Origin of the sequence: Microbacterium sp. LWO13-1.2 (genome assembly GCF_038397725.1) — a bacterium.
Lineage (GTDB): Bacteria > Actinomycetota > Actinomycetes > Actinomycetales > Microbacteriaceae > Microbacterium.
On the sequence record NZ_CP151634.1, the window covers coordinates 2,956,065 to 2,974,196 of the forward strand.

The 18,132-nt window shown below is 66.6% G+C and carries 13 protein-coding genes; 5 read left to right on the plus strand and 8 right to left on the minus strand.

Going from position 1 to position 18,132, the window contains the following annotated elements; genetic code table 11:
• Positions 1–51 precede the first annotated feature (51 nt).
• Positions 52–2,886: an aconitate hydratase gene (locus MRBLWO13_RS14050; RefSeq protein ID WP_341978416.1), complete on the plus strand. Its 2,835-nt coding sequence runs from the start codon at positions 52–54 to the stop codon at positions 2,884–2,886.
• 395 nt (positions 2,887–3,281) lie between these two features.
• On the opposite strand, the gene MRBLWO13_RS14055 is transcribed toward MRBLWO13_RS14050, so the two are convergent.
• Positions 3,282–3,761, minus strand: a complete 480-nt coding sequence (locus tag MRBLWO13_RS14055; protein ID WP_341974622.1) for a hypothetical protein — start codon at positions 3,759–3,761, stop codon at positions 3,282–3,284.
• A 383-nt stretch (positions 3,762–4,144) separates the two neighbouring features.
• On the opposite strand from MRBLWO13_RS14055, the gene dxs reads away from it, so the two are divergent.
• Positions 4,145–6,085 (plus strand): 1-deoxy-D-xylulose-5-phosphate synthase, encoded by a 1,941-nt coding sequence (dxs, locus tag MRBLWO13_RS14060; protein ID WP_341974623.1) that lies wholly within the window; start codon positions 4,145–4,147, stop codon positions 6,083–6,085.
• Between the two features lie 287 nt (positions 6,086–6,372).
• On the opposite strand, the gene MRBLWO13_RS14065 is transcribed toward dxs, so the two are convergent.
• The 5 genes from MRBLWO13_RS14065 to MRBLWO13_RS14085 all read right to left on the minus strand — a co-directional run bounded on the left by MRBLWO13_RS14065 (position 6,373) and on the right by MRBLWO13_RS14085 (position 10,539).
• Positions 6,373–6,936 (minus strand): hypothetical protein, encoded by a 564-nt coding sequence (locus tag MRBLWO13_RS14065; protein ID WP_341974624.1) that lies wholly within the window; start codon positions 6,934–6,936, stop codon positions 6,373–6,375.
• Positions 6,933–7,607 (minus strand): TetR family transcriptional regulator, encoded by a 675-nt coding sequence (locus MRBLWO13_RS14070; protein WP_341974626.1) that lies wholly within the window; start codon positions 7,605–7,607, stop codon positions 6,933–6,935. The genes MRBLWO13_RS14065 and MRBLWO13_RS14070 overlap by 4 nt, the downstream gene beginning before the upstream one ends.
• Before the next feature lie 44 nt (positions 7,608–7,651).
• On the minus strand, positions 7,652–8,347 hold the full coding sequence (locus MRBLWO13_RS14075) for an SPFH domain-containing protein (RefSeq protein WP_341974627.1): 696 nt from the start codon (positions 8,345–8,347) through the stop codon (positions 7,652–7,654).
• A gap of 138 nt (positions 8,348–8,485) precedes the next feature.
• Complete coding sequence (locus tag MRBLWO13_RS14080; RefSeq protein ID WP_341974629.1) at positions 8,486–9,934, minus strand: glycerol-3-phosphate dehydrogenase/oxidase; 1,449 nt, start codon at positions 9,932–9,934, stop codon at positions 8,486–8,488.
• Entirely contained in the window at positions 9,931–10,539 is a 609-nt protein-coding gene (locus MRBLWO13_RS14085) for a helix-turn-helix domain-containing protein (RefSeq protein WP_341974631.1), read from the minus strand. Before MRBLWO13_RS14085 ends, MRBLWO13_RS14080 begins: the two co-directional genes overlap by 4 nt.
• A 20-nt stretch (positions 10,540–10,559) precedes the next feature.
• On the opposite strand from MRBLWO13_RS14085, the gene MRBLWO13_RS14090 reads away from it, so the two are divergent.
• Genes MRBLWO13_RS14090 through MRBLWO13_RS14100 form a run of 3 tightly spaced genes read left to right on the plus strand, consistent with a single transcriptional unit; the run spans position 10,560 to position 14,714 of the window.
• Positions 10,560–12,182, plus strand: coding sequence for an FAD-binding oxidoreductase (locus tag MRBLWO13_RS14090; protein WP_341974632.1), 1,623 nt, complete (start codon positions 10,560–10,562; stop codon positions 12,180–12,182).
• A 1-nt stretch (position 12,183) separates the two neighbouring features.
• Positions 12,184–13,095 (plus strand): YegS/Rv2252/BmrU family lipid kinase, encoded by a 912-nt coding sequence (locus tag MRBLWO13_RS14095; RefSeq protein ID WP_341974633.1) that lies wholly within the window; start codon positions 12,184–12,186, stop codon positions 13,093–13,095.
• On the plus strand, positions 13,092–14,714 hold the full coding sequence (locus MRBLWO13_RS14100) for a GMC family oxidoreductase (protein ID WP_341974634.1): 1,623 nt from the start codon (positions 13,092–13,094) through the stop codon (positions 14,712–14,714). Before MRBLWO13_RS14095 ends, MRBLWO13_RS14100 begins: the two co-directional genes overlap by 4 nt.
• Positions 14,715–14,763: 49 nt before the next feature.
• Here MRBLWO13_RS14100 and MRBLWO13_RS14105 read toward each other — a convergent pair whose 3' ends face one another.
• Positions 14,764–16,908, minus strand: a complete 2,145-nt coding sequence (locus MRBLWO13_RS14105) for a 3-hydroxyacyl-CoA dehydrogenase NAD-binding domain-containing protein (RefSeq protein WP_341974635.1) — start codon at positions 16,906–16,908, stop codon at positions 14,764–14,766.
• A 5-nt stretch (positions 16,909–16,913) separates the two neighbouring features.
• Entirely contained in the window at positions 16,914–18,119 is a 1,206-nt protein-coding gene (locus tag MRBLWO13_RS14110) for a thiolase family protein (protein ID WP_341974637.1), read from the minus strand.
• Positions 18,120–18,132 lie beyond the last annotated feature (13 nt).

An 18,132-nucleotide genomic window follows, 5' to 3' on the forward strand; every position in this document is an offset into this window, starting at 1 on the left:
AGCAAGATGGAGACGCCTGCCGCTCCCATCCGATCAGAAGGAGACGCACTCGTGTCGACGGTGAACAGCTTCGGTGCCAAGAGCACCCTGACGGTCGGCAGCACCGACTACGAGATCTTCCGCATCGACACGGTGCCCGGTTTCGACAACCTCCCCTTCAGTCTCAAGGTCCTCCTGGAGAACCTGCTTCGCACCGAAGACGGCGCGAACGTGACGAAGGCGCAGATCGAGGCGCTCGGATCGTGGGATGCCGCCGCTGAGCCGAACACCGAGATCCAGTTCACGCCGGCGCGCGTGGTCATGCAGGACTTCACCGGCGTGCCGTGCATCGTCGACCTCGCCACCATGCGTGAGGCTGTCACGGCTCTCGGCGGCGACGCGAACAAGATCAACCCGCTCTCTCCCGCCGAGATGGTCATCGACCACTCGGTGATCGCCGACCTCTTCGGCAGCGAGAACGCGCTCGAGCGCAACGTCGAGATCGAGTACGAGCGCAACGGTGAGCGTTACCAGTTCCTGCGCTGGGGCCAGACGGCGTTCAGCGACTTCAAGGTCGTCCCCCCTGGCACCGGCATCGTGCACCAGGTCAACATCGAGCACCTGGCCAAGGTCATCTACGACCGCGATGTCAACGGTGTCCTCCGTGCCTACCCGGACACCTGCGTCGGCACCGACTCGCACACGACGATGGTCAACGGCCTCGGCGTGCTCGGCTGGGGCGTCGGCGGCATCGAAGCCGAGGCTGCGATGCTCGGCCAGCCCGTGTCGATGCTCATCCCGCGCGTCGTCGGCTTCAAGCTCTCCGGTGAGATCCCGGCCGGTGTGACGGCGACCGACGTCGTCCTCACGATCACCGACCTGCTGCGCAAGCACGGGGTCGTCGGAAAGTTCGTCGAGTTCTACGGCGCCGGCGTGGCATCGGTCCCGCTCGCGAACCGCGCCACCATCGGCAACATGAGCCCGGAGTTCGGCTCCACGGCAGCGATCTTCCCGATCGACGACGTCACGCTCGACTACCTTCGCCTCACCGGCCGCAGCGACGAGGCCGTCGCGCTCGTCGAGGCTTACGCCAAGGAGCAGAAGCTCTGGCACGACGCCTCGCACGAGCCGACCTTCAGCGAGTACCTCGAGCTCGATCTCGGAACCGTCGTGCCATCGATCGCCGGACCGAAGCGCCCGCAGGACCGCATTCTCCTCTCCGAGGCGAAGGCGCAGTTCGAGCAGGACATCCTCAGCTATGCGTCGGCATCGACGTCGGATGACATCGTCGATCTCGACTCGAAGCACTCGTTCCCGGCATCCGACCCCGGCTCCGTCCCCGGTGAGGAGGAGACGACCACCCGTCCCGTGCACATCAACAGCGGTGCACCGGCGAATGCCTCGAAGCCGGTGCCGGTGACCACGCCGTCGGGGGAGAAGTACATCCTCGACAACGGCGCTGTCACGCTTGCCGCGATCACGTCGTGCACGAACACCTCGAACCCGTCGGTGATGATCGCCGCCGGACTCGTCGCGCGGAAGGCCCTCCAGAAGGGTCTGAAGCAGAAGCCGTGGGTGAAGACCACGCTCGGCCCGGGGTCGAAGGTCGTCACCGACTACTACGAGAAGTCCGGTCTCGACAAGGATCTCGAAGGCCTCGGCTTCTACACCGTCGGCTACGGCTGCACGATCTGCATCGGCAACTCCGGTCCGCTGATCGAGGAGGTGTCCGAGGCGATCAACTCTCACGATCTCGCCGTCACCGCAGTCCTCTCCGGTAACCGCAACTTCGAGGGTCGCATCAGCCCCGACGTGAAGATGAACTACCTTGCCAGCCCGCCGCTGGTCATCGCGTACGCGCTGGCAGGTTCGATGCACTTCGACTTCGAGAACGATGCGCTCGGCAAGGGCACCGACGGCGAAGACGTCTTCCTGCGGGACATCTGGCCGACGCCCGACGAGGTGCAGAACCTCGTCGACTCGTCGATCTCCCGTGAGCAGTTCATCAAGCAGTACTCGACCGTCTTCGAGGGCGACGAGCGCTGGAAGAGCCTGCCGACTCCGGATGACGCGATCTTCCAGTGGGATGAGAACTCGACGTACGTCCGCAAGGCTCCGTACTTCGACGGTATGACGATGGAGCTCACCCCGGTGCGCGACATCCAGGGCGCGCGCGTGATGGCGACGCTCGGCGATTCGGTCACCACCGACCACATCTCGCCGGCCGGAAACATCAAGACGGGCACGCCGGCCGCGGAGTACCTCACCGCGCACGGTGTGGACCGCAAGGACTTCAACTCCTTCGGCTCGCGCCGCGGCAACCACGAGGTGATGATCCGCGGCACGTTCGCGAACATCCGTCTGAAGAACGTCATGGTCTCGGCCGTCAATGACGGTCAGGTCGTCGAAGGCGGCTTCACGCGCGACTTCACGAAGCAGGGCGGACCGCAGTCGTACATCTACGACGCCTGCATGAATTACGCCGAGCAGGGCACCCCGCTCGTCGTGTTCGGCGGCAAGGAGTACGGTTCCGGGTCGTCGCGTGACTGGGCGGCCAAGGGCACCAGCCTGCTGGGCGTCAAGGCGGTCATCACCGAGAGCTTCGAGCGCATCCACCGCTCCAACCTGATCGGCATGGGCGTCGTTCCCCTGCAGTTCCCGGCTGGGGAGAGCTGGGAGTCGCTCGGACTCGACGGCACCGAGATCGTGTCGATCGCAGGCCTCGAAGAGCTGAACTCGGGCGTGACCCCCAAGACGGTGCGCGTCACGGCGACCCCGAGCGAGAACTCGGCCGAGGGCAAGCAGCCGATCGAGTTCGACGCGGTCGTGCGCATCGACACCCCCGGTGAGGCGGACTACTACCGCAACGGCGGCATTCTGCAGTACGTGCTGCGTTCGCTGGTGTAGTTCTGAAGTGAGTAGCGCCCCGTCCGGCATCAGCCGGGCGGGGCGCTTTGCGTTGAAGAACGCGCCATAGAAATGACGGCGTGAGCCGCTGCCAACGCTAGCCCCGCTCCGGGGCCGCGACCGACGAGGGGACACCTCCATGCGCAGCGCGCTCTGCAACGCTGTCTACCAGTTCACCGGACGCCGCATCTGCTGCGGCCGCATCGCCTCCTGGACCGCCCGCATGGGGCAGCGGCGGGACACATGCGACGTTGCGCCATGGAACCTGTAGAACGTCATCTGGCGGGCGCAGGACTGGGTGCACGGCGGGATGAGCTGACACTCTGGCAGCATCCAACGAACAGCGAAGGCCCGCGCTCCCCGGACGGGAAGCGGAGCCTTCGGAGGATCGAGTGCTACGGGCGCAGGCGCAGCACGTCGCCCGGCTGGATGGTGCCCTGCAGGTGAACGTCGTTGAAGTAGAACAGGCCCGTCCCGAACACGCAGAAGCGGGCACCGATTCCCTGGATCGCATCGCCCGGCGCGACGGTGTACGTCGTCGGGATACCGTCAACGAGGCCGACCTCGCCGACCGCGAATTCGCGCGGACCGTTGTCGACGGGTGCGTCGAGCCGCGGAGTGATCGACGGATCGTTCGGGTAATACAGGAGAGCGCAGTCGCCGTGCATGCCATCCAGGGTCGGCGCATGAGACGCGACCGGCTCATCAGCCGGAGCAGTAGCGGCATCAGTCGGAGCAGCAGCTGCGGGCTGGTTGAACAGCGCCCAGCCGCCTATATCCGACGCGACCGACGCGACAGCGGGAGCAGCCACAGCGGCGAGGCCCGCGACGACGAGCACCGACACGGTAGCGGCGACCTTCTGAGAGCGGTTCATCCGTCTCACCTTGGCACCGAACGCCAGTAAATGCCACAGGCAGGAAGCAAAGAGCACCGCCGCCCCGTGAAAGGACTTTGGTGAGCCATGGGCGACGTGCCAGTGCTGACTTCACCGCCGCGATGGACGTGTCACGGTTGGCGCTGACGAGCACGAACGAGAACTCGTGTACGTCGAGGTCGCGCAGCTCGTATGCCGTCCGGCCGTCCCTGAGCCTGACCTTGGCAGCGTCGAGGACCTCGTAGGCGAATGACAGCTGGCGGATGCGGCCGCCCTGCAGAAGCGGCTTCGCTCTCCGGGGATTCCCGGAGAGCCGCGATAGGATCGAGGGGTTCTCGTCCGTCCGATCGGACGAGCCGCACAACGCCTGTGAGGAGGTGCAGATGCCCATTCTTCCGAGCATCTCAGGACCCCGGGATCTGGACGCGCTGTCTACCGAGCAGTTGGTGGAACTGGCTGAGGAGATCCGCGCTTTCCTTGTCGAGAACGTTTCGCGGACGGGCGGCCATCTCGGCCCGAACCTGGGTGTCGTCGAGCTGACCATCGCCCTTCACCGGGTCTTCTCCTCGCCGGACGACCCCTTCATCTTCGACACCGGGCATCAGTCGTATGTGCACAAGCTGCTCACCGGGCGTCAGGACTTCTCTGATCTGCGTGTGCGCGGGGGCCTCGCCGGTTACCCGCAGCGCAGCGAGAGCCCGCACGACGTGGTCGAGTCTTCGCACGCCTCGAGCTCGCTCAGCTGGGCGGACGGGATCTCACGTGCGCTGACTGCGACCGGCCGTTCGGACCGTCATGTCGTGGCCGTCGTCGGCGATGGGGCGCTCACCGGCGGGATGACGTGGGAGGCGTTGAACAACATCTCCGATGACAATGACCGCAACCTCGTCATCATCGTGAATGACAACGGCCGATCCTACGCGCCGACGATCGGCGGCATGTCGCGGTACCTGAACAGGGTGCGCACCGCCGCCGCGTACAAGGATCTGCACCGCAAGTCGGATCGCCTGTTCCGAGCATTCGGACCCGTCGGACGTGCCGTTTTCCGGGGCGTGCGTGGCGGAACGCATGGGTTCCTCTCGCGCTTCACGAACAACGAGGCGCTGTACTCGAATCTCGACATCAAGTATCTCGGGCCGGTCGACGGGCATGACCTGGGCGCGCTCCTGGAGACACTTGAGCTCGCGAAGTCCTACGGCGCTCCGGTGATCGTTCACGCGATCACCGAGAAGGGGCGCGGGTACCAGCCGGCGCGCGACGATGAGGCCGACCAGTTCCATGCTGTCGGGCGCATCGACCCGACCACAGGCGAAACCCTGTCCAGCGGTGGCCAGGGGTGGACGGATGTCTTCTCCGATGCGCTCGTCGACGCAGGTCAGCGTGATCCGAAGATCATCGCGATGACGGCAGCCATGCTCCGCCCGACCGGACTCGCGCCGTTCGCCGAACGCTTCCCGGACCGGGTCTACGACGTGGGGATCGCCGAGCAGCACGCGGTGGCCTCTGCTGCCGGTCTCGCCTATGGCGGCTTGCACCCGGTTGTCGCCGTCTACGCCACGTTCATGGGTCGAGCTTTCGACCAGGTGCTGATGGATGTCGCCCTGCACCGCGCAGGCGTCACGTTCGTTCTTGATCGGGCCGGCGTCACCGGTCCCGACGGGCCGAGTCATCACGGCATGTGGGATCTGGCGATGCTGCAGATCGTCCCGAACATCCGCATCGCGGCTCCCCGTGACGGTGCCCGGCTGCGCGAGGCGCTGGACGAGGCCGTCACCATCGACGACGGTCCCACCGTCATCCGCTTCCCGAAGGGCGAGGTGGCCCCGGAACTTCCCGCGATAGAGCGTCTCGATGACGGCGTCGATGTGCTCGCCCGTGGCGAGTCCGAGGATGTGCTTCTGGTCGGGATCGGCCCCTTCGCCGCATTGGCGATGGACGTCGCTGCACGATTGCGCGCGCAGGGGATCGGGGCGACCGTGATCGATCCGCGCTGGGCGATTCCGGTGCAAGCATCCGTCGTGACCCTGGCCGCTCGGCATCGTCTGGTGATCACGCTCGAGGATGGCATTCGCGTCGGCGGAATCGGCACTCGCGTTCGGCAGGTGCTCCGGGAATCCGGCATCGATACGGCCGTCGATGAACTGGGCCTCCCGGATCAGTTCATCGACCACGCGTCGCGCGAGCAGATCCTCGCGGATGCCGGCCTCACAGCCTCGAAGATCGCGCAGGACGTCGTGTCTCAGGTCCTCGGCACCCGGATCCCGGTCGCGCGCAACGCCGGCGAGACCGGCGCGATCGACCTCCCGCTGCACGAACGGCGCTGAACTCAGCCAGTTGGGTACAGATCGCGGCTGGACCATCCGTCGAGACGGACATCGCAGACGCGCCTACGACTACGGCGGCCGACCGAGTGTCGATGCCGGATCCTGTTGAGGAATCGAGCACGATGACGACGATGCCGATGACGGCACCGAGCGCGCAGTGCGCTACGTGTGGATCAAGAACCGGTCGGTTCCGGCGAGCATGTGCCCGAGCGCCCAGCGACCCTTACCGAACTCCCTGCCCGGTGTAGTTAACTCCGATGCGCCGGAGTGGGGGTTTCTGTAGTGCGTCAGAACTCATCGGCTTGTGGGGATAGAGGCGTCCCCAGTCCAGGCACTTCTCGTCTGCGTATCAGTCCGGGATCCTCACGGAGCGCTCTGCGCGCCGTGAGCCACCACCCCAACGGTACGGATAGCGTCAGTGCGCCGACAGTGTGGATTCCGAACACCGCCGACCAGTACTGCGCTGCTGCTGGGAAGAGCACCATCAACACGAGTCCGATCCCTGCACCGAGTGCGGCATACGCGACGAAATGCACTGCGAACGAACGAATCGGAAGGAGCAGTCGACACAGAAGCCAGCCGAGGGGTGAGAGGAGGATGGCTCCTATGCCGGAGGCGATTGTCACAACGACCGTGACGACGGCGATTCGAAATACGAACAGCGAAGCGCCTGTCATTCCATTGACCTCTTCATAAACAAGGCCGGGCACGGGCTGGAGCCGTTGGACGATGAACGCGACGGTGACGAGGACGACGAACAGAACCCAGGTGGTGCGCACCGCGCGACCGAAATACGGCCTCGCGAAATCCATTGCCCCGCTGCGGCCATCAGCAGAATCGTCCTCACTCACGATCGCATCTCCACGACGAGCGTGAGGAGTTCGCGCGTCGTCTGATGCAGCCCCGGCATCCGCACGAACGGCAAAGAAACGGCAAGCAGGCGAAGTCCGGCATCGAGCATCCGCCTGGTCTTCTCCTGGCCGGCAGAACTGTCATAGGTCCAGCGGAGCACCAAGCCCAGGTAGGCGACGAACAGCGCTTCCGGTAGGAGGGCTGCCACGTCGGTCGGGAGCCGGTGCTGCGCACCGCTGACGGCCTCACGGAAGAGTGACACCGTCATCTCGCGCGCGGGGCCGGAATCGGCGGACAGAGGGTTGATAGGGGAGTCGGGCGCGATCATCGCGCTCAGGAATCCGGGAGCGCTGCGCTGATAGGGAACGAGAGTGTCGAGCCCCGACTCGAAGACGATGCGCAGTCGATCCACTAGTCCCCGTTCCTCTGCCAGGAGCGGAACCGCAGCCCCCGCGTGTTCGCGCTGCACGCGCTCGTAGAGGTCCTGAACGAGATGATTCTTCGACGGGAAGTAGTAGTACGCATTTCCAACCGAGACACCGGCACGATCGGCGATCAACCGCATCGTGGTGTCGGCGTACCCGCGCTCGATGAAGGAGGCGATTGCAGCCTCGCTGATTCGGGCTCGGGTACGGGCGCTCTTACTCTCCGGAATCTCAGTTTCGAACATGTTCAAAACACTACACCCGTGAAGGTGTGCCGGACAGCGCCGGTTCAGTTCAGGGCGTGCAGCGATGCGACCGCCTGGGCGCCGCGGTCGGTGTCGCGCAGGGCCGTCGACAGCAGGTAGCCGTCCGTCAGCGAGTCGCCGGTGACCATCACGCGGACGAGCTCCACGCCGCAGGCGCGGCGCACTTCCTCAGCGCTGGCGGCGATCACCCGGGTGTTGATCTCGTCGTTGTGCGGGAGCTCTGCGTCGTCGAATCCGCGGATCACGTCTCTCAGGGCTGCGCCGACGATGTTCGACGCGCGCTCTTTGACGTTGACGACATCGAGTTCGAAGACGCGCAGATCACGGCCGGTCGGAATGGGTCGCCACTCGAAGGAGGCATGCACCCGGAACTGTCGCCCGGTGGCGCCGCTCATCTCGCGTGCGGGGAGGTCAGTCGCCCGGCACCGCACGTCGATGAGCCGGTACCAGTAGAAGAGCGGGAAGGCGCCGTGCGACCCCGGATCGAGGACGACGACCTCTCCGACTGCGCCGCCGCGGTTCGTCGGACGTCGCTGCGGACGGTTACGGATGATCGGCTTGCCGTTTCGTGTGCGGATCGCCGCCCAGCCCTCGTCGACGGTCACGATGAAGATCTTCAGGAGAGCCGGAACGACCAGCAGAATCGTGAGGATCGCGGTGCCTGTCTTGAACAGACCCGATATTCCCTTGCCGCCCAGCATCGAGAGGAGCATGTCCATGACACCACTGTGCACGCTCCGCCGCCCGCGCGCGGCGTCTTGGGGCACCACAGCGGTGGTGTTCACACGCTGTTCCGTGGCTGTTCCCTGCTGAGTCGTGCGGTGGAAACGCAACGACAGGCGCCGGTGCTCGATCGTTCAGGATAGCTGCGCGAGAGTCTCGGCGAGCACGGCTTCCACCGTCGCAGTCGCGCGGACTCGATCAACGGCGACGAGACCCACACGGGAACGTCGATCGAGGATGTCATCGACCGTCATGGCGCCTTCGGCGCGGACGGCGAACTCGATCTCTGCACGTGTGAGTTCAGCTTGGGAGGCCGTGCCCGACGCCGGAATCACGGCGCTGTCGACGAGTCGGAGTGATGCCGTCCGGCTCGGAGGTGCGCCGAGTGCGCCGGTGCTCGAGGCGAGGTCGACGGCGTCCTCGGCCATCCGGCGGTATGTCGTCAGTTTGCCGCCCAGCACATTGACGAAGCCGGATTCCGAGACGGCGACGAGATGGCGGCGGGAGATGTCCGCTGTCGAGTCTGCGCCTGAGTCCACCAGCGGGCGGAGTCCGGCGAAAGCGCCGTGGACCTGATTCCTGCGGATGGGGACAGACAGCACCCGGTTGAGATTCGACAGCAGAAACGTGATCTCGCCCTCCGTCGGAACGGCGACCCGAGGCACTGGGCCCGGAGCGTCTTCGTCCGTGAGCCCGACGATGACGCGCCCATTCACCTGTGGCAAGGCGAAGACGTAGCGACTGATCGAGCCCTCGTGCGGGATGGTGAGCGCCGCGGACGGGTGACCGAGGTCGGCGGCATCGAGCACGATGTGGGTTCCCCGGCTGGGACGGACCGTGATCGACTCGTCCAGAGTGCCCGCCCAGACGCCGGTGGCATTGACGACGCTGCGCGCTCGGATCTCGAGGCGTTCGCCGGTCAGCGCATCCTCGGCCTTCGCCCCGCCACCGTGGAGCTCGAGTGCCCTCACCCGAGTGAGGATGCGGGCACCGAGACCTGCGGCGGTGCGCGCCACCGTCACGACCAGCCTGGCGTCATCCACGAGCTGACCGTCGTACGACAGCATCCCTCCTCGAAGACCGCGCGGGTTGAGGGCGGGAACGAGAGCGTTGGCGGTGCGGGCCGAGACGAGACGTGGCGCAGGCAGTGCCTTTCGTGGGGTGCGTGCCCGCATCCGAAGCAGGTCGCCCATGCCCATGCCCGCTATGCCCGCCGCGCGCTGTCGCGCCGTTACACCGGGAGCGAAGGGGAGAAGCTGACCGAGGGGCCGGATGAGATGCGGTGCGATGACCGTCATCAGCAGGTGGCGTTCGAACGCGCTCTCCTTCGCGGTGGCGATGTCGCCAGTCGCGAGGTAGCGAAGACCGCCGTGCACGAGCTTGGAGCTGAATCTGCTGGTGCCGAACGCCAGGTCGTCCGCTTCGAGAAGAGTGACGCTCAGTCCACGTGACGCGGCGTCGAGCGCGACTCCGACGCCCGTGATGCCGCCTCCGATCACGAGCACGTCGACCGTCTCCTGAGCCGAGCGGCGGAGTTCTTCGGCCCGACGCGCGACATTGAGGTCGGGGGAGGGAGAGGTCATGGTCGGAGCAGCCCATCGAGCGCGGCGCGAAGCTCGCGCTCCCACGCCTCCGGGGAGATCAGCTCGGACACGGTGCCGTGCGACAGCACTGCCGATTGCGCGATGAGAAGCAGCATCACTGCGATCTCGTTCGGCTCGCCATCACGAACGGTGCCACCCTGTTGCGCCTCGCGGATGGCGATCGTCAGCCACTGCAGGATCATCCGCTGACTCGATCCGACGCGCTGCAACGTGTAGCGGGTGAAGACCTCGGGCTCGTCCTCGAGCAGTCGCCCGTAGACGGCATCGTTGCGAAAGAGCGAAGAGAACCGAAGCACGTCGTCGACCAGGTTCTGACGCGACCCGGCCTGGGTGGGGAACTGCTCGACGATTCCCGCCACGCGCCGGAGCAGAGCCGCGCGGACCACGTCGTCGGCATCGCTCCAGCTTCGATAGATGGTCGGTCGGCTATGGCCTGCTCGCCGTGCCAACTCTGCGATGGTGACGCCGTGGACCCCGCGGCGGCTGATCAGCGCGTCGGCCGCGTCGAGGATGCGCGATTGCGTGGCATCCCATTGCGGCGACGGCACGATCGGCGGATCGGCGATGACTTGACGTTCTTCCATGATGTGTCACACTGTAACGCATGACGCAGGAGAACGGCAGCGACGCCGCACAGTCGGAGATGCGGTGGAACGGTTGGGGCGACCCGGTCAAGGCGCAGGAACTCCCGCGAGCGGTGCGCGCTCTTCTTCCGTTGCTGCTCGGGCGGATCCGCAAGCCGGATGCACCGGTCGTCCTGGGCGATGTGCACCTCGAACCCTCGGCGCTTCAGTCGGACGATCTCGAGGCGTTCGTCGCGGTCGTCGGGATCGCGCACGTGGATGACTCCGCAGAGGCGCGGATCCGTCACGCCGGGGGGCGCTCGACTCCCGACCTGCTGAGGCGACGCAGACAGCACCAGGCCGCGCCGGATGCCGTGATCCTCCCGGGCAGTCACACCGAGGTCGCTGCCGTGCTCGGCGTCGCGGCCGAGCGTGGCGTCGCAGTGATCCCGTTCGGTGGCGGAACGAGCGTCGTGGGAGCTCTCGCACCTGAGCGCGGCGCGCATCGGGGCGTCATCAGCCTCGATCTGCGGCGGCTCACTGGTCTCATCCATCTCGATGAGGTCAGCGGAGAGGCGCTCCTGGCCGCCGGTACGACGGGCCCGGACGCCGAGGCTCTGCTGACCGCACGCGGATACGAACTGGGTCACTACCCCCAGAGTTTCCGCTATGCCACGATCGGCGGATTCGCGGCTGCGCGCTCATCGGGGCAGAACTCTGCGGGCCTCGGGCGATTCGACGCGATGGTCACGGGGATCCGCGTGGCCACCCCGACCGGCGACATCGAACTCGGTCGTTCACCGGGGTCGGCAGCAGGCCCGGATCTCATCCGCGTGTTCCTCGGGTCGGAGGGCATCTTCGGGGTGATCACGGAAGTCCGCGTGCGCGTGCATCCGGTACCTCGTGATCGTATTCTCGAGTCCTGGAGCTTTCCGGACTTCGCCCGAGGCGCCGACGGACTGAGGCAGGTCGCACAGCACGGCGGAGGACCGACGGTCATCCGCCTGTCCGACGAAGCGGAGACCGCTGTCAGTCTCGCGCAGGTGGGCAGGATCGGGAAGGCGCTCGCGAAGGGCGCCAGCATCGTCACGGTATACGAGGGGGAGGGCATCTCCGATCGTCGCGCTCGTACGTCAGCACTGCTCACCGCCGCAGGAGGAACGTCATCCGGTGAGGGGGCGGCCGAGGAGTGGCTGGATGGACGCTTCGACGGTCCCTACCTGCGTGACGCGCTGCTGGACGCGGGCGTCTTCTGCGAGACGCTGGAAACGGCGACCACGTGGTCGAACCTGCACGCGTTGCGGTCGGCGGTGACCGCCTCCCTGCACGAAGGAATCACGGATGCAGGTGCGAGGCCGTACGTGATGTGCCACGTCTCGCACATCTACCCGACGGGCGCGTCGCTGTACTTCACGGTCCTGGCCAGCATCCGATCGGATCCTCTCGAAGCCTGGGAGGTGATCAAGGGGCGTGTGAACGATGCGATCATCGCGACGGGCGGCACCATAAGCCACCATCACGCCGTCGGACGCGATCACGCGCCGTGGCTCGAACAGGAGATCGGTGAGACGGGGGTGCGGATCCTCGCCGCGATCAAGCGCGAACTCGACCCCTCTGGGATCCTCAACCCCGGTGCCGTTATCTCGATGGATCGAGCGCGCTGACGTGGCCGAGCACATCGCGGTGCTGTCGAATCCGTTCGCGGGCAAGGGGCGAGGGCGCAGAGAGGCCGACGCCGCCGTTGCCCACCTTCGAGCTGGTGGCGCCGAAGTGAAGGTCTACACGGGGGATTCGGCGGCGTCGAGCCTGGTGCTGGCGGCGCAGGCGCTCGGCGCGAATCCCCGGGTGCTCGTGGTCGTGGGCGGCGACGGAACCCTGTCCGGCATCCTCGACCTCGTCTGCGCCGCTTCCGTCCCCGTCGCGCTGGTGCCGGCCGGGACCGGCAACGACCTGGCGCGGGCTCTCGGCCTGCCACGACACGACCCGATCGCCGCGGCGGAACTTGCGCGGACCGGTGTGCGCAGAGCTGTCGACGTCGGCACGATCCGCACGGCGGAGCGCACTGCCTCTTTCCTCACAATCGCGGCTCTCGGGTTCGACGCGAAGGTCAGCGACCGCACGAATCGGCTCCGTTGGCCGCATGGCGCGCTGCGGTACTACGTGGCGTTGCTCATCGAGCTCGCGCGGCTGCGTCCGATGGAGTTCTCGGTCGGATTCGACGGCTCCGCTCCCACGAACGCCGCCGGGACACTGATCGCCGTCGGCAACACCGCCAGTTACGGAGGTGGGATGCCTGTCTGCGCCGGGGCAGCACCCGATGACGGAATGCTCGACGTCGTCAGGGTCGCGCCGCTCTCGCGCATCCGTCTCCTGACTCTCTTCCCCCTGCTCCTGCGCGGGACGCACTTCACACGCCCGGAGGTACGACACGACCGCGTGCGCGAGGTCACCGTGAGCGCCCCCGGACTCGTCGTCTACGCCGACGGCGAGCGCATCGGCGAGGATGCATGCACCATCAGTGTGCGTCCGGCCGCGCTGACCGTGATGGTGCCGGCGGCACCGGAGGTTTCCGCATGATCGAGTACGACGAAGACGTCGTTGTCATCGGATCGGGTTTCGGCGGCTCGGTCGCGGCTCTCCGACTCGTCGAGAAGGGCTACCGCGTCCTGGTGTACGAGGCGGGGCGGCGCTTCGAGGACGACGACTTCGCCAAGACCAATTGGAACGTACGTCGCTACCTGTGGGCGCCTGCGCTCGGCTGCTTCGGGATCCAGCGCATCCATCGCCTCCCGCACGTGATGATCCTCGCGGGCGCCGGCGTGGGCGGCGGATCGTTGAACTACGCCAACACCCTGTACCAGCCCGGCCGCGCGTTCTTCGCGGATCCGCAGTGGGGCTCGCTGGCGGATTGGGAGACGGAACTCGCCCCGCACTACGCGACGGCGAAGAGGATGCTCGGCGTGGTCGAGCGCTACCCGCACACGGGTCCTGTCGAGCGCATCATGGCCGGTGCCGCCGAGGATCTCGGTGTGGGGAGCACTTTCCGCCACGCACCGGTCGGCGTGTGGTTCGGCAGGCCGGGAGAACTCACGGCTGATCCGTACTTCGGCGGTGAGGGCCCGGCGCGCACCGGCTGCACGCTCTGCGGCAACTGCATGGTCGGATGCCGGGTGGGCGCGAAGAACACGCTCATGAAGAACTACCTCGCTCTCGCCGAGCGCCGAGGTGCGGTCATCGAGCCGTTGCGAACGGTGACGGACGTTTGCGAGCTCGCGGACGGCGGATTCGCCGTCACGACGCAGCGCAGCGGTGCCTGGCTGCGCCGCGGGCGGCGGACAGTGCACGCCCGCCAGGTGGTGCTGGCAGCGGGCACGTGGGGTACCCAGCAGCTTCTGCACCGGATGAAGCAATCCGGTGCTCTCCCGGGAGTCTCGGATGCCGTCGGACGTCTGACGAGGACGAACTCCGAGGCCCTCGATGGAGCGGTCGCGGTCGCCGTACCGGAATCCCTCGAGCTCGCTCGCGGTGTGGCGATCACGACATCGTTCCACGTCGACGAACGCACCCATGTCGAGAACGTGCGGTATGGCCCCGGATCGAACCTGATGGGCGCGCTCGCATCGGTCATGGTGCCTGGTGACCGGCGACTCGGACGACGTCTTCTCAGCCTCGCCGGGCGGGTTCTTCGTGCGCCGATCCGTCAGTTCCGGCTGGGATCACTTCACCGCTGGAGTGAACGCGGGATCATCGCGCTGGTCATGCAGACTGCAGACAATTCGCTCACGTTGTCGCTGCGGCGACGGTTCGGGCGGTTGGTGATGACGAGTGCGCAGGGACACGGCGAGCCGAACCCGAGCTATCTGCCGCAAGCGCATCGCGCCGCAGCAGCGATCGCCGCGCGGGTGCAGCAGGAAGGTGGCGTGCCCACGGAGGCCAGAGGGTCATGGCCGGAGGTCTTCGGCATCCCGATGACCGCCCATTTTCTGGGTGGTGCGGTGATCTCGGAGACGCCGGAGACCGGGGTCGTCGACCGCTACCACCGCGTGTGGGGTCATCCGAGGCTGCACGTCGTCGACGGTGCCGCTGTGCCGGCGAACCCGGGAGTGAATCCTTCGTTGACGATCACCGCGCTCGCGGAGACGGCGATGTCCTTCTGGCCGCGCTCCGGTGTAGAGGACGAGCGCCCCGCGCAGTAGACGCACAGAAGGGGGCCGCGCTCAGCGCGGCCCCCTTCTTCTCAAGCGATCAGCGGTGATCGATCCCGCGGATCTGCGGAGTGTGGAAGGAGCCGCCGAAGGCCCTCTCCGACGCGCCCTCGCGGTCCAGGTACGGCGATGCACCACCGTCGATGAACGGCCAGCCTGCTCCGAGGATCAGGCAGAGGTCGATGTCTTCGACCTCGGGTACGACGCCCTCGTCCAGCATCAGCTTGATCTCCTGCGCGAGCCCATCCTGCACGCGGCCGAGGATCGTCGCGGCGGATGCGGGGGTGGAGCCCACAGCCGGCTTGATGACCTTCTCGGCCTGCTTGGTCCAACCGGTCACTCGACCGCCCTTGTCCTTCTCGACGACCGCATCGAGCTGGGCGAGGGCATGGAAGTTCTCGTTGGCGTAGAAGCGATCCGGGAACGCGTGCACCATGGTGTCCTGCACGTGAGCGGCGACCTTCCAGCCGACGAGGTCGATGAGCTGGAACGGACCCATCGGCAGGCCGAGCGGCGCGAACGCCTTCTCGACGTCGGCCACCGGCGTGCCCTCGTAGACGGCGCGCGCAGCCTCGCCCATGACCTTGGCCAGCAGGCGGTTCACGACGAATCCGGGAGCGTCGGCCGTGAGCACGGCGTTCTTTCCGAGGTTCTTCGCGACGACGAACGCAGTGGCGAGCGCGGCCTCCGAGGTCGCCGGCGTCTTCACGATCTCGATCAACGGCATCACCGCGACCGGGTTGAAGAAATGGAACCCGACCAGACGCTCGGGGTGAGCGAGCTTCGAGCCGATCTCCTCGACGGACAGCGACGAGGTGTTGGTCGCGAGGATGGCGTCCTCCGCGATGATCTTCTCGATCTCACCGAACACCTGCTGCTTGACGCCCACCTCTTCGAACACGGCTTCGATGACGAAGTCGCAGTCCGCGTAGAGGCTCTTGTCGGTCGTGCCGGTGACCAGCGCACGCAGCTTGTTCGCGGCGTCGGCGTCCAGACGACCCTTCGCCTCGAGCTTGCCGATCTCCTCGTGGATGTATGCCACCCCCTTGTCGACGCGGGCCTGATCCAGGTCAGTGATCAGAACCGGCACCTGCAGCTTGCGCACGAACAGCAGAGCGAACTGGCTCGCCATGAGACCGGCGCCGATGATGCCGACCTTGGCGACCTTCTTCGCCAGTTCCTTCGGCGGAGCACCGACAGGGCGCTTCGCCCGCTTCTGCACGAGATCGAAGGCGTACATGGATGCCGCGAACTGATCGCCGGCGACGAGATCGGCGAGCGCTTCGTCTTCACGTGCGAACCCGTCCGCCTTCGTTCCGCTCTTCGCCTTGTCCAGAAGGTCGAGGGCGACGTAGGGGGACTTCGGCACGGTGCCGATCTTCGACTCCAGCATGCCGCGTGCCATCTTGATCGCGATCGGCCACTTCGTCAGCCGCTCGATCTTGCCTGGCTCGTTCTTGCGATCGACCTTCTTGCCGCCGAGGACGGCGTCCGCCCAGGCGAGCGAGTTCTCGAGGTAGTTCGCCGCGGGGAAGATCGCGTCGACGATCCCGAGGTCGAATGCCTGCTGCGGCTTGAGCATCCGGTTCTGCTTGAGAGGGTTCGAGATGACGACCTCGAGAGCGTTCTCGATGCCGATCAGGTTCGGCAGCAGGTACGCGCCGCCCCATCCGGGGATGATGCCGAGGAAGACCTCGGGCAGCGCGATTGCGGCCGCCGAGGAATCGACCGTGCGGTAGGTCGAGTTCAGCGCGATCTCCAAACCTCCGCCGAGGGCCAGCCCGTTGACGAAGGCGAAGGAGGGAATACCCAGATCCGACAGCTTGCCGAGAACCTTGTGACCGAGCTGCGCGATCAGGCGTGCGTTGTCGCGCGAGCCGACCTTGCTGATGTCGGACAGATCGGCGCCGGCGGCGAGGATGTACTGCTTTCCGGTGACGCCGACCGCCTGGATCTCGCCAGCGGCGGCGCGCACCTTGAGAGCGTCCAGCGTCTCGCCGAGCTCGGTAAGGGTCGCCGGGCCGAGGGTGTTCGGGCGGTTGTGATCGCGGCCGTTGTCGAGCGTGACCAGTGCAAGAACCTTGCCGGAGGCGAGACGGACGTCGCGCACGGGAGAGTGCGTGACGACCTCGCCCTCGGTGAGGGCCTGGATGGGGGAGAAGTCGATCTCTTCGTAATTCGTCATCGCGACTACTTCCTCTTCTTGCCGTTGTAGTGCGGGTTCTCCCAGATGACCGAGCCGCCCTGGCCGAGTCCGACGCACATCGCGGTCAGGCCGTACCGGACGTCCGGACGCTCGGCGAACTGCGCGGCGAGCTGGATCATCAGACGCACGCCGGACGCGGCGAGCGGATGTCCGAGCGCGATCGCCCCACCCCACTGGTTCACGCGGGGGTCATCGTCTGCGATCCCGAAGTGGTCGAGGAGCGAGATGACCTGAATCGCGAAAGCCTCGTTCAGTTCGAAGAGGCCGATGTCGGAGATGTCGAGGCCGGCCTTCTTCAGAGCCTTCTCTGTGGAGGGGATCGGGCCTATGCCCATGATCTCCGGCTGAACGCCCGCGAATGCGAACGAGACCATGCGCATCTTCGGTGCCAGGCCGAACTCCTTGACGGCGCCGCCGCCGGCCAGCAGCGACATCGTCGCGCCGTCCGTGAGCGGCGAGGAGGTACCGGCGGTGACGCGTCCATGCGGACGGAACGGTGTCTTCAGCGCGGCGAGGTCGTCCATCGTGGTCTGCGGGCGGCGGCCCTCGTCCTCGGTGGCGAGGCCCCAGGCGCCGTCGGCTGTCTTCGTCGCGACCGAGACGAGATCCGGCTGGATCTTCCCGGCGTCGTATGCGGCCTGCACCTTGTGCTGGCTGAGCATTCCGAAGCGGTCGGAACGCTCCTTGGTGAGGTGCGGGAAGCGGTCGAAGATGCGCTCAGCGGTGACTCCCATGTTGAGGGCGCCGGGGTCGACCATCTTCTCCGCGACGAAGCGGGGGTTGGGGTCGGCATTGCCGCCGATCGGGTGGTGTCCCATGTGCTCGACACCGCCGGCGAGGGCGAAGTCGTACATGCCGATGCCGATCGATGCGCCCATCGTCGTGACGCTGGTCATCGCGCCGGCGCACATGCGCTCGACGGCGAGGCCGGGAACGGTCTGCGGGAGCCCGGCGAGCAGTGCCACCGAGCGCCCGAGCGTGAGGCCCTGGTCTCCGGTCTGCGAGGTCGCGGCGATCGCCACATCATCGATGCGGTCGGTCGGAACCGCCGCGTTCCGCTCCAACAGGCCGATGGTCGCCTTGACGGCGAGGTCATCAGCGCGGGTGTTCCAGTACATGCCTTTTTCGCCGGCGCGCCCGAAGGGCGTGCGCATTCCATCGACGAAGAAGACGTCCGAGATCTCGGCCACTCTGCCTCCAAGT

Bases quoted from the DNA above. Each gene is read 5' to 3' on its own strand.
- MRBLWO13_RS14055 (WP_341974622.1), bottom strand. From the start codon at position 3,761: ATGAACCGCTCTCAGAAGGTCGCCGCTACCGTGTCGGTGCTCGTCGTC.
- dxs (WP_341974623.1), top strand. From the start codon at position 4,145: ATGCCCATTCTTCCGAGCATCTCAGGACCCCGGGATCTGGACGCGCTG.
- MRBLWO13_RS14070 (WP_341974626.1), bottom strand. From the start codon at position 7,607: ATGTTCGAAACTGAGATTCCGGAGAGTAAGAGCGCCCGTACCCGAGCC.
- MRBLWO13_RS14075 (WP_341974627.1), bottom strand. From the start codon at position 8,347: ATGGACATGCTCCTCTCGATGCTGGGCGGCAAGGGAATATCGGGTCTG.
- MRBLWO13_RS14080 (WP_341974629.1), bottom strand. From the start codon at position 9,934: ATGACCTCTCCCTCCCCCGACCTCAATGTCGCGCGTCGGGCCGAAGAA.
- MRBLWO13_RS14085 (WP_341974631.1), bottom strand. From the start codon at position 10,539: ATGGAAGAACGTCAAGTCATCGCCGATCCGCCGATCGTGCCGTCGCCG.
- MRBLWO13_RS14090 (WP_341974632.1), top strand. From the start codon at position 10,560: ATGACGCAGGAGAACGGCAGCGACGCCGCACAGTCGGAGATGCGGTGG.
- MRBLWO13_RS14100 (WP_341974634.1), top strand. From the start codon at position 13,092: ATGATCGAGTACGACGAAGACGTCGTTGTCATCGGATCGGGTTTCGGC.
- MRBLWO13_RS14105 (WP_341974635.1), bottom strand. From the start codon at position 16,908: ATGACGAATTACGAAGAGATCGACTTCTCCCCCATCCAGGCCCTCACC.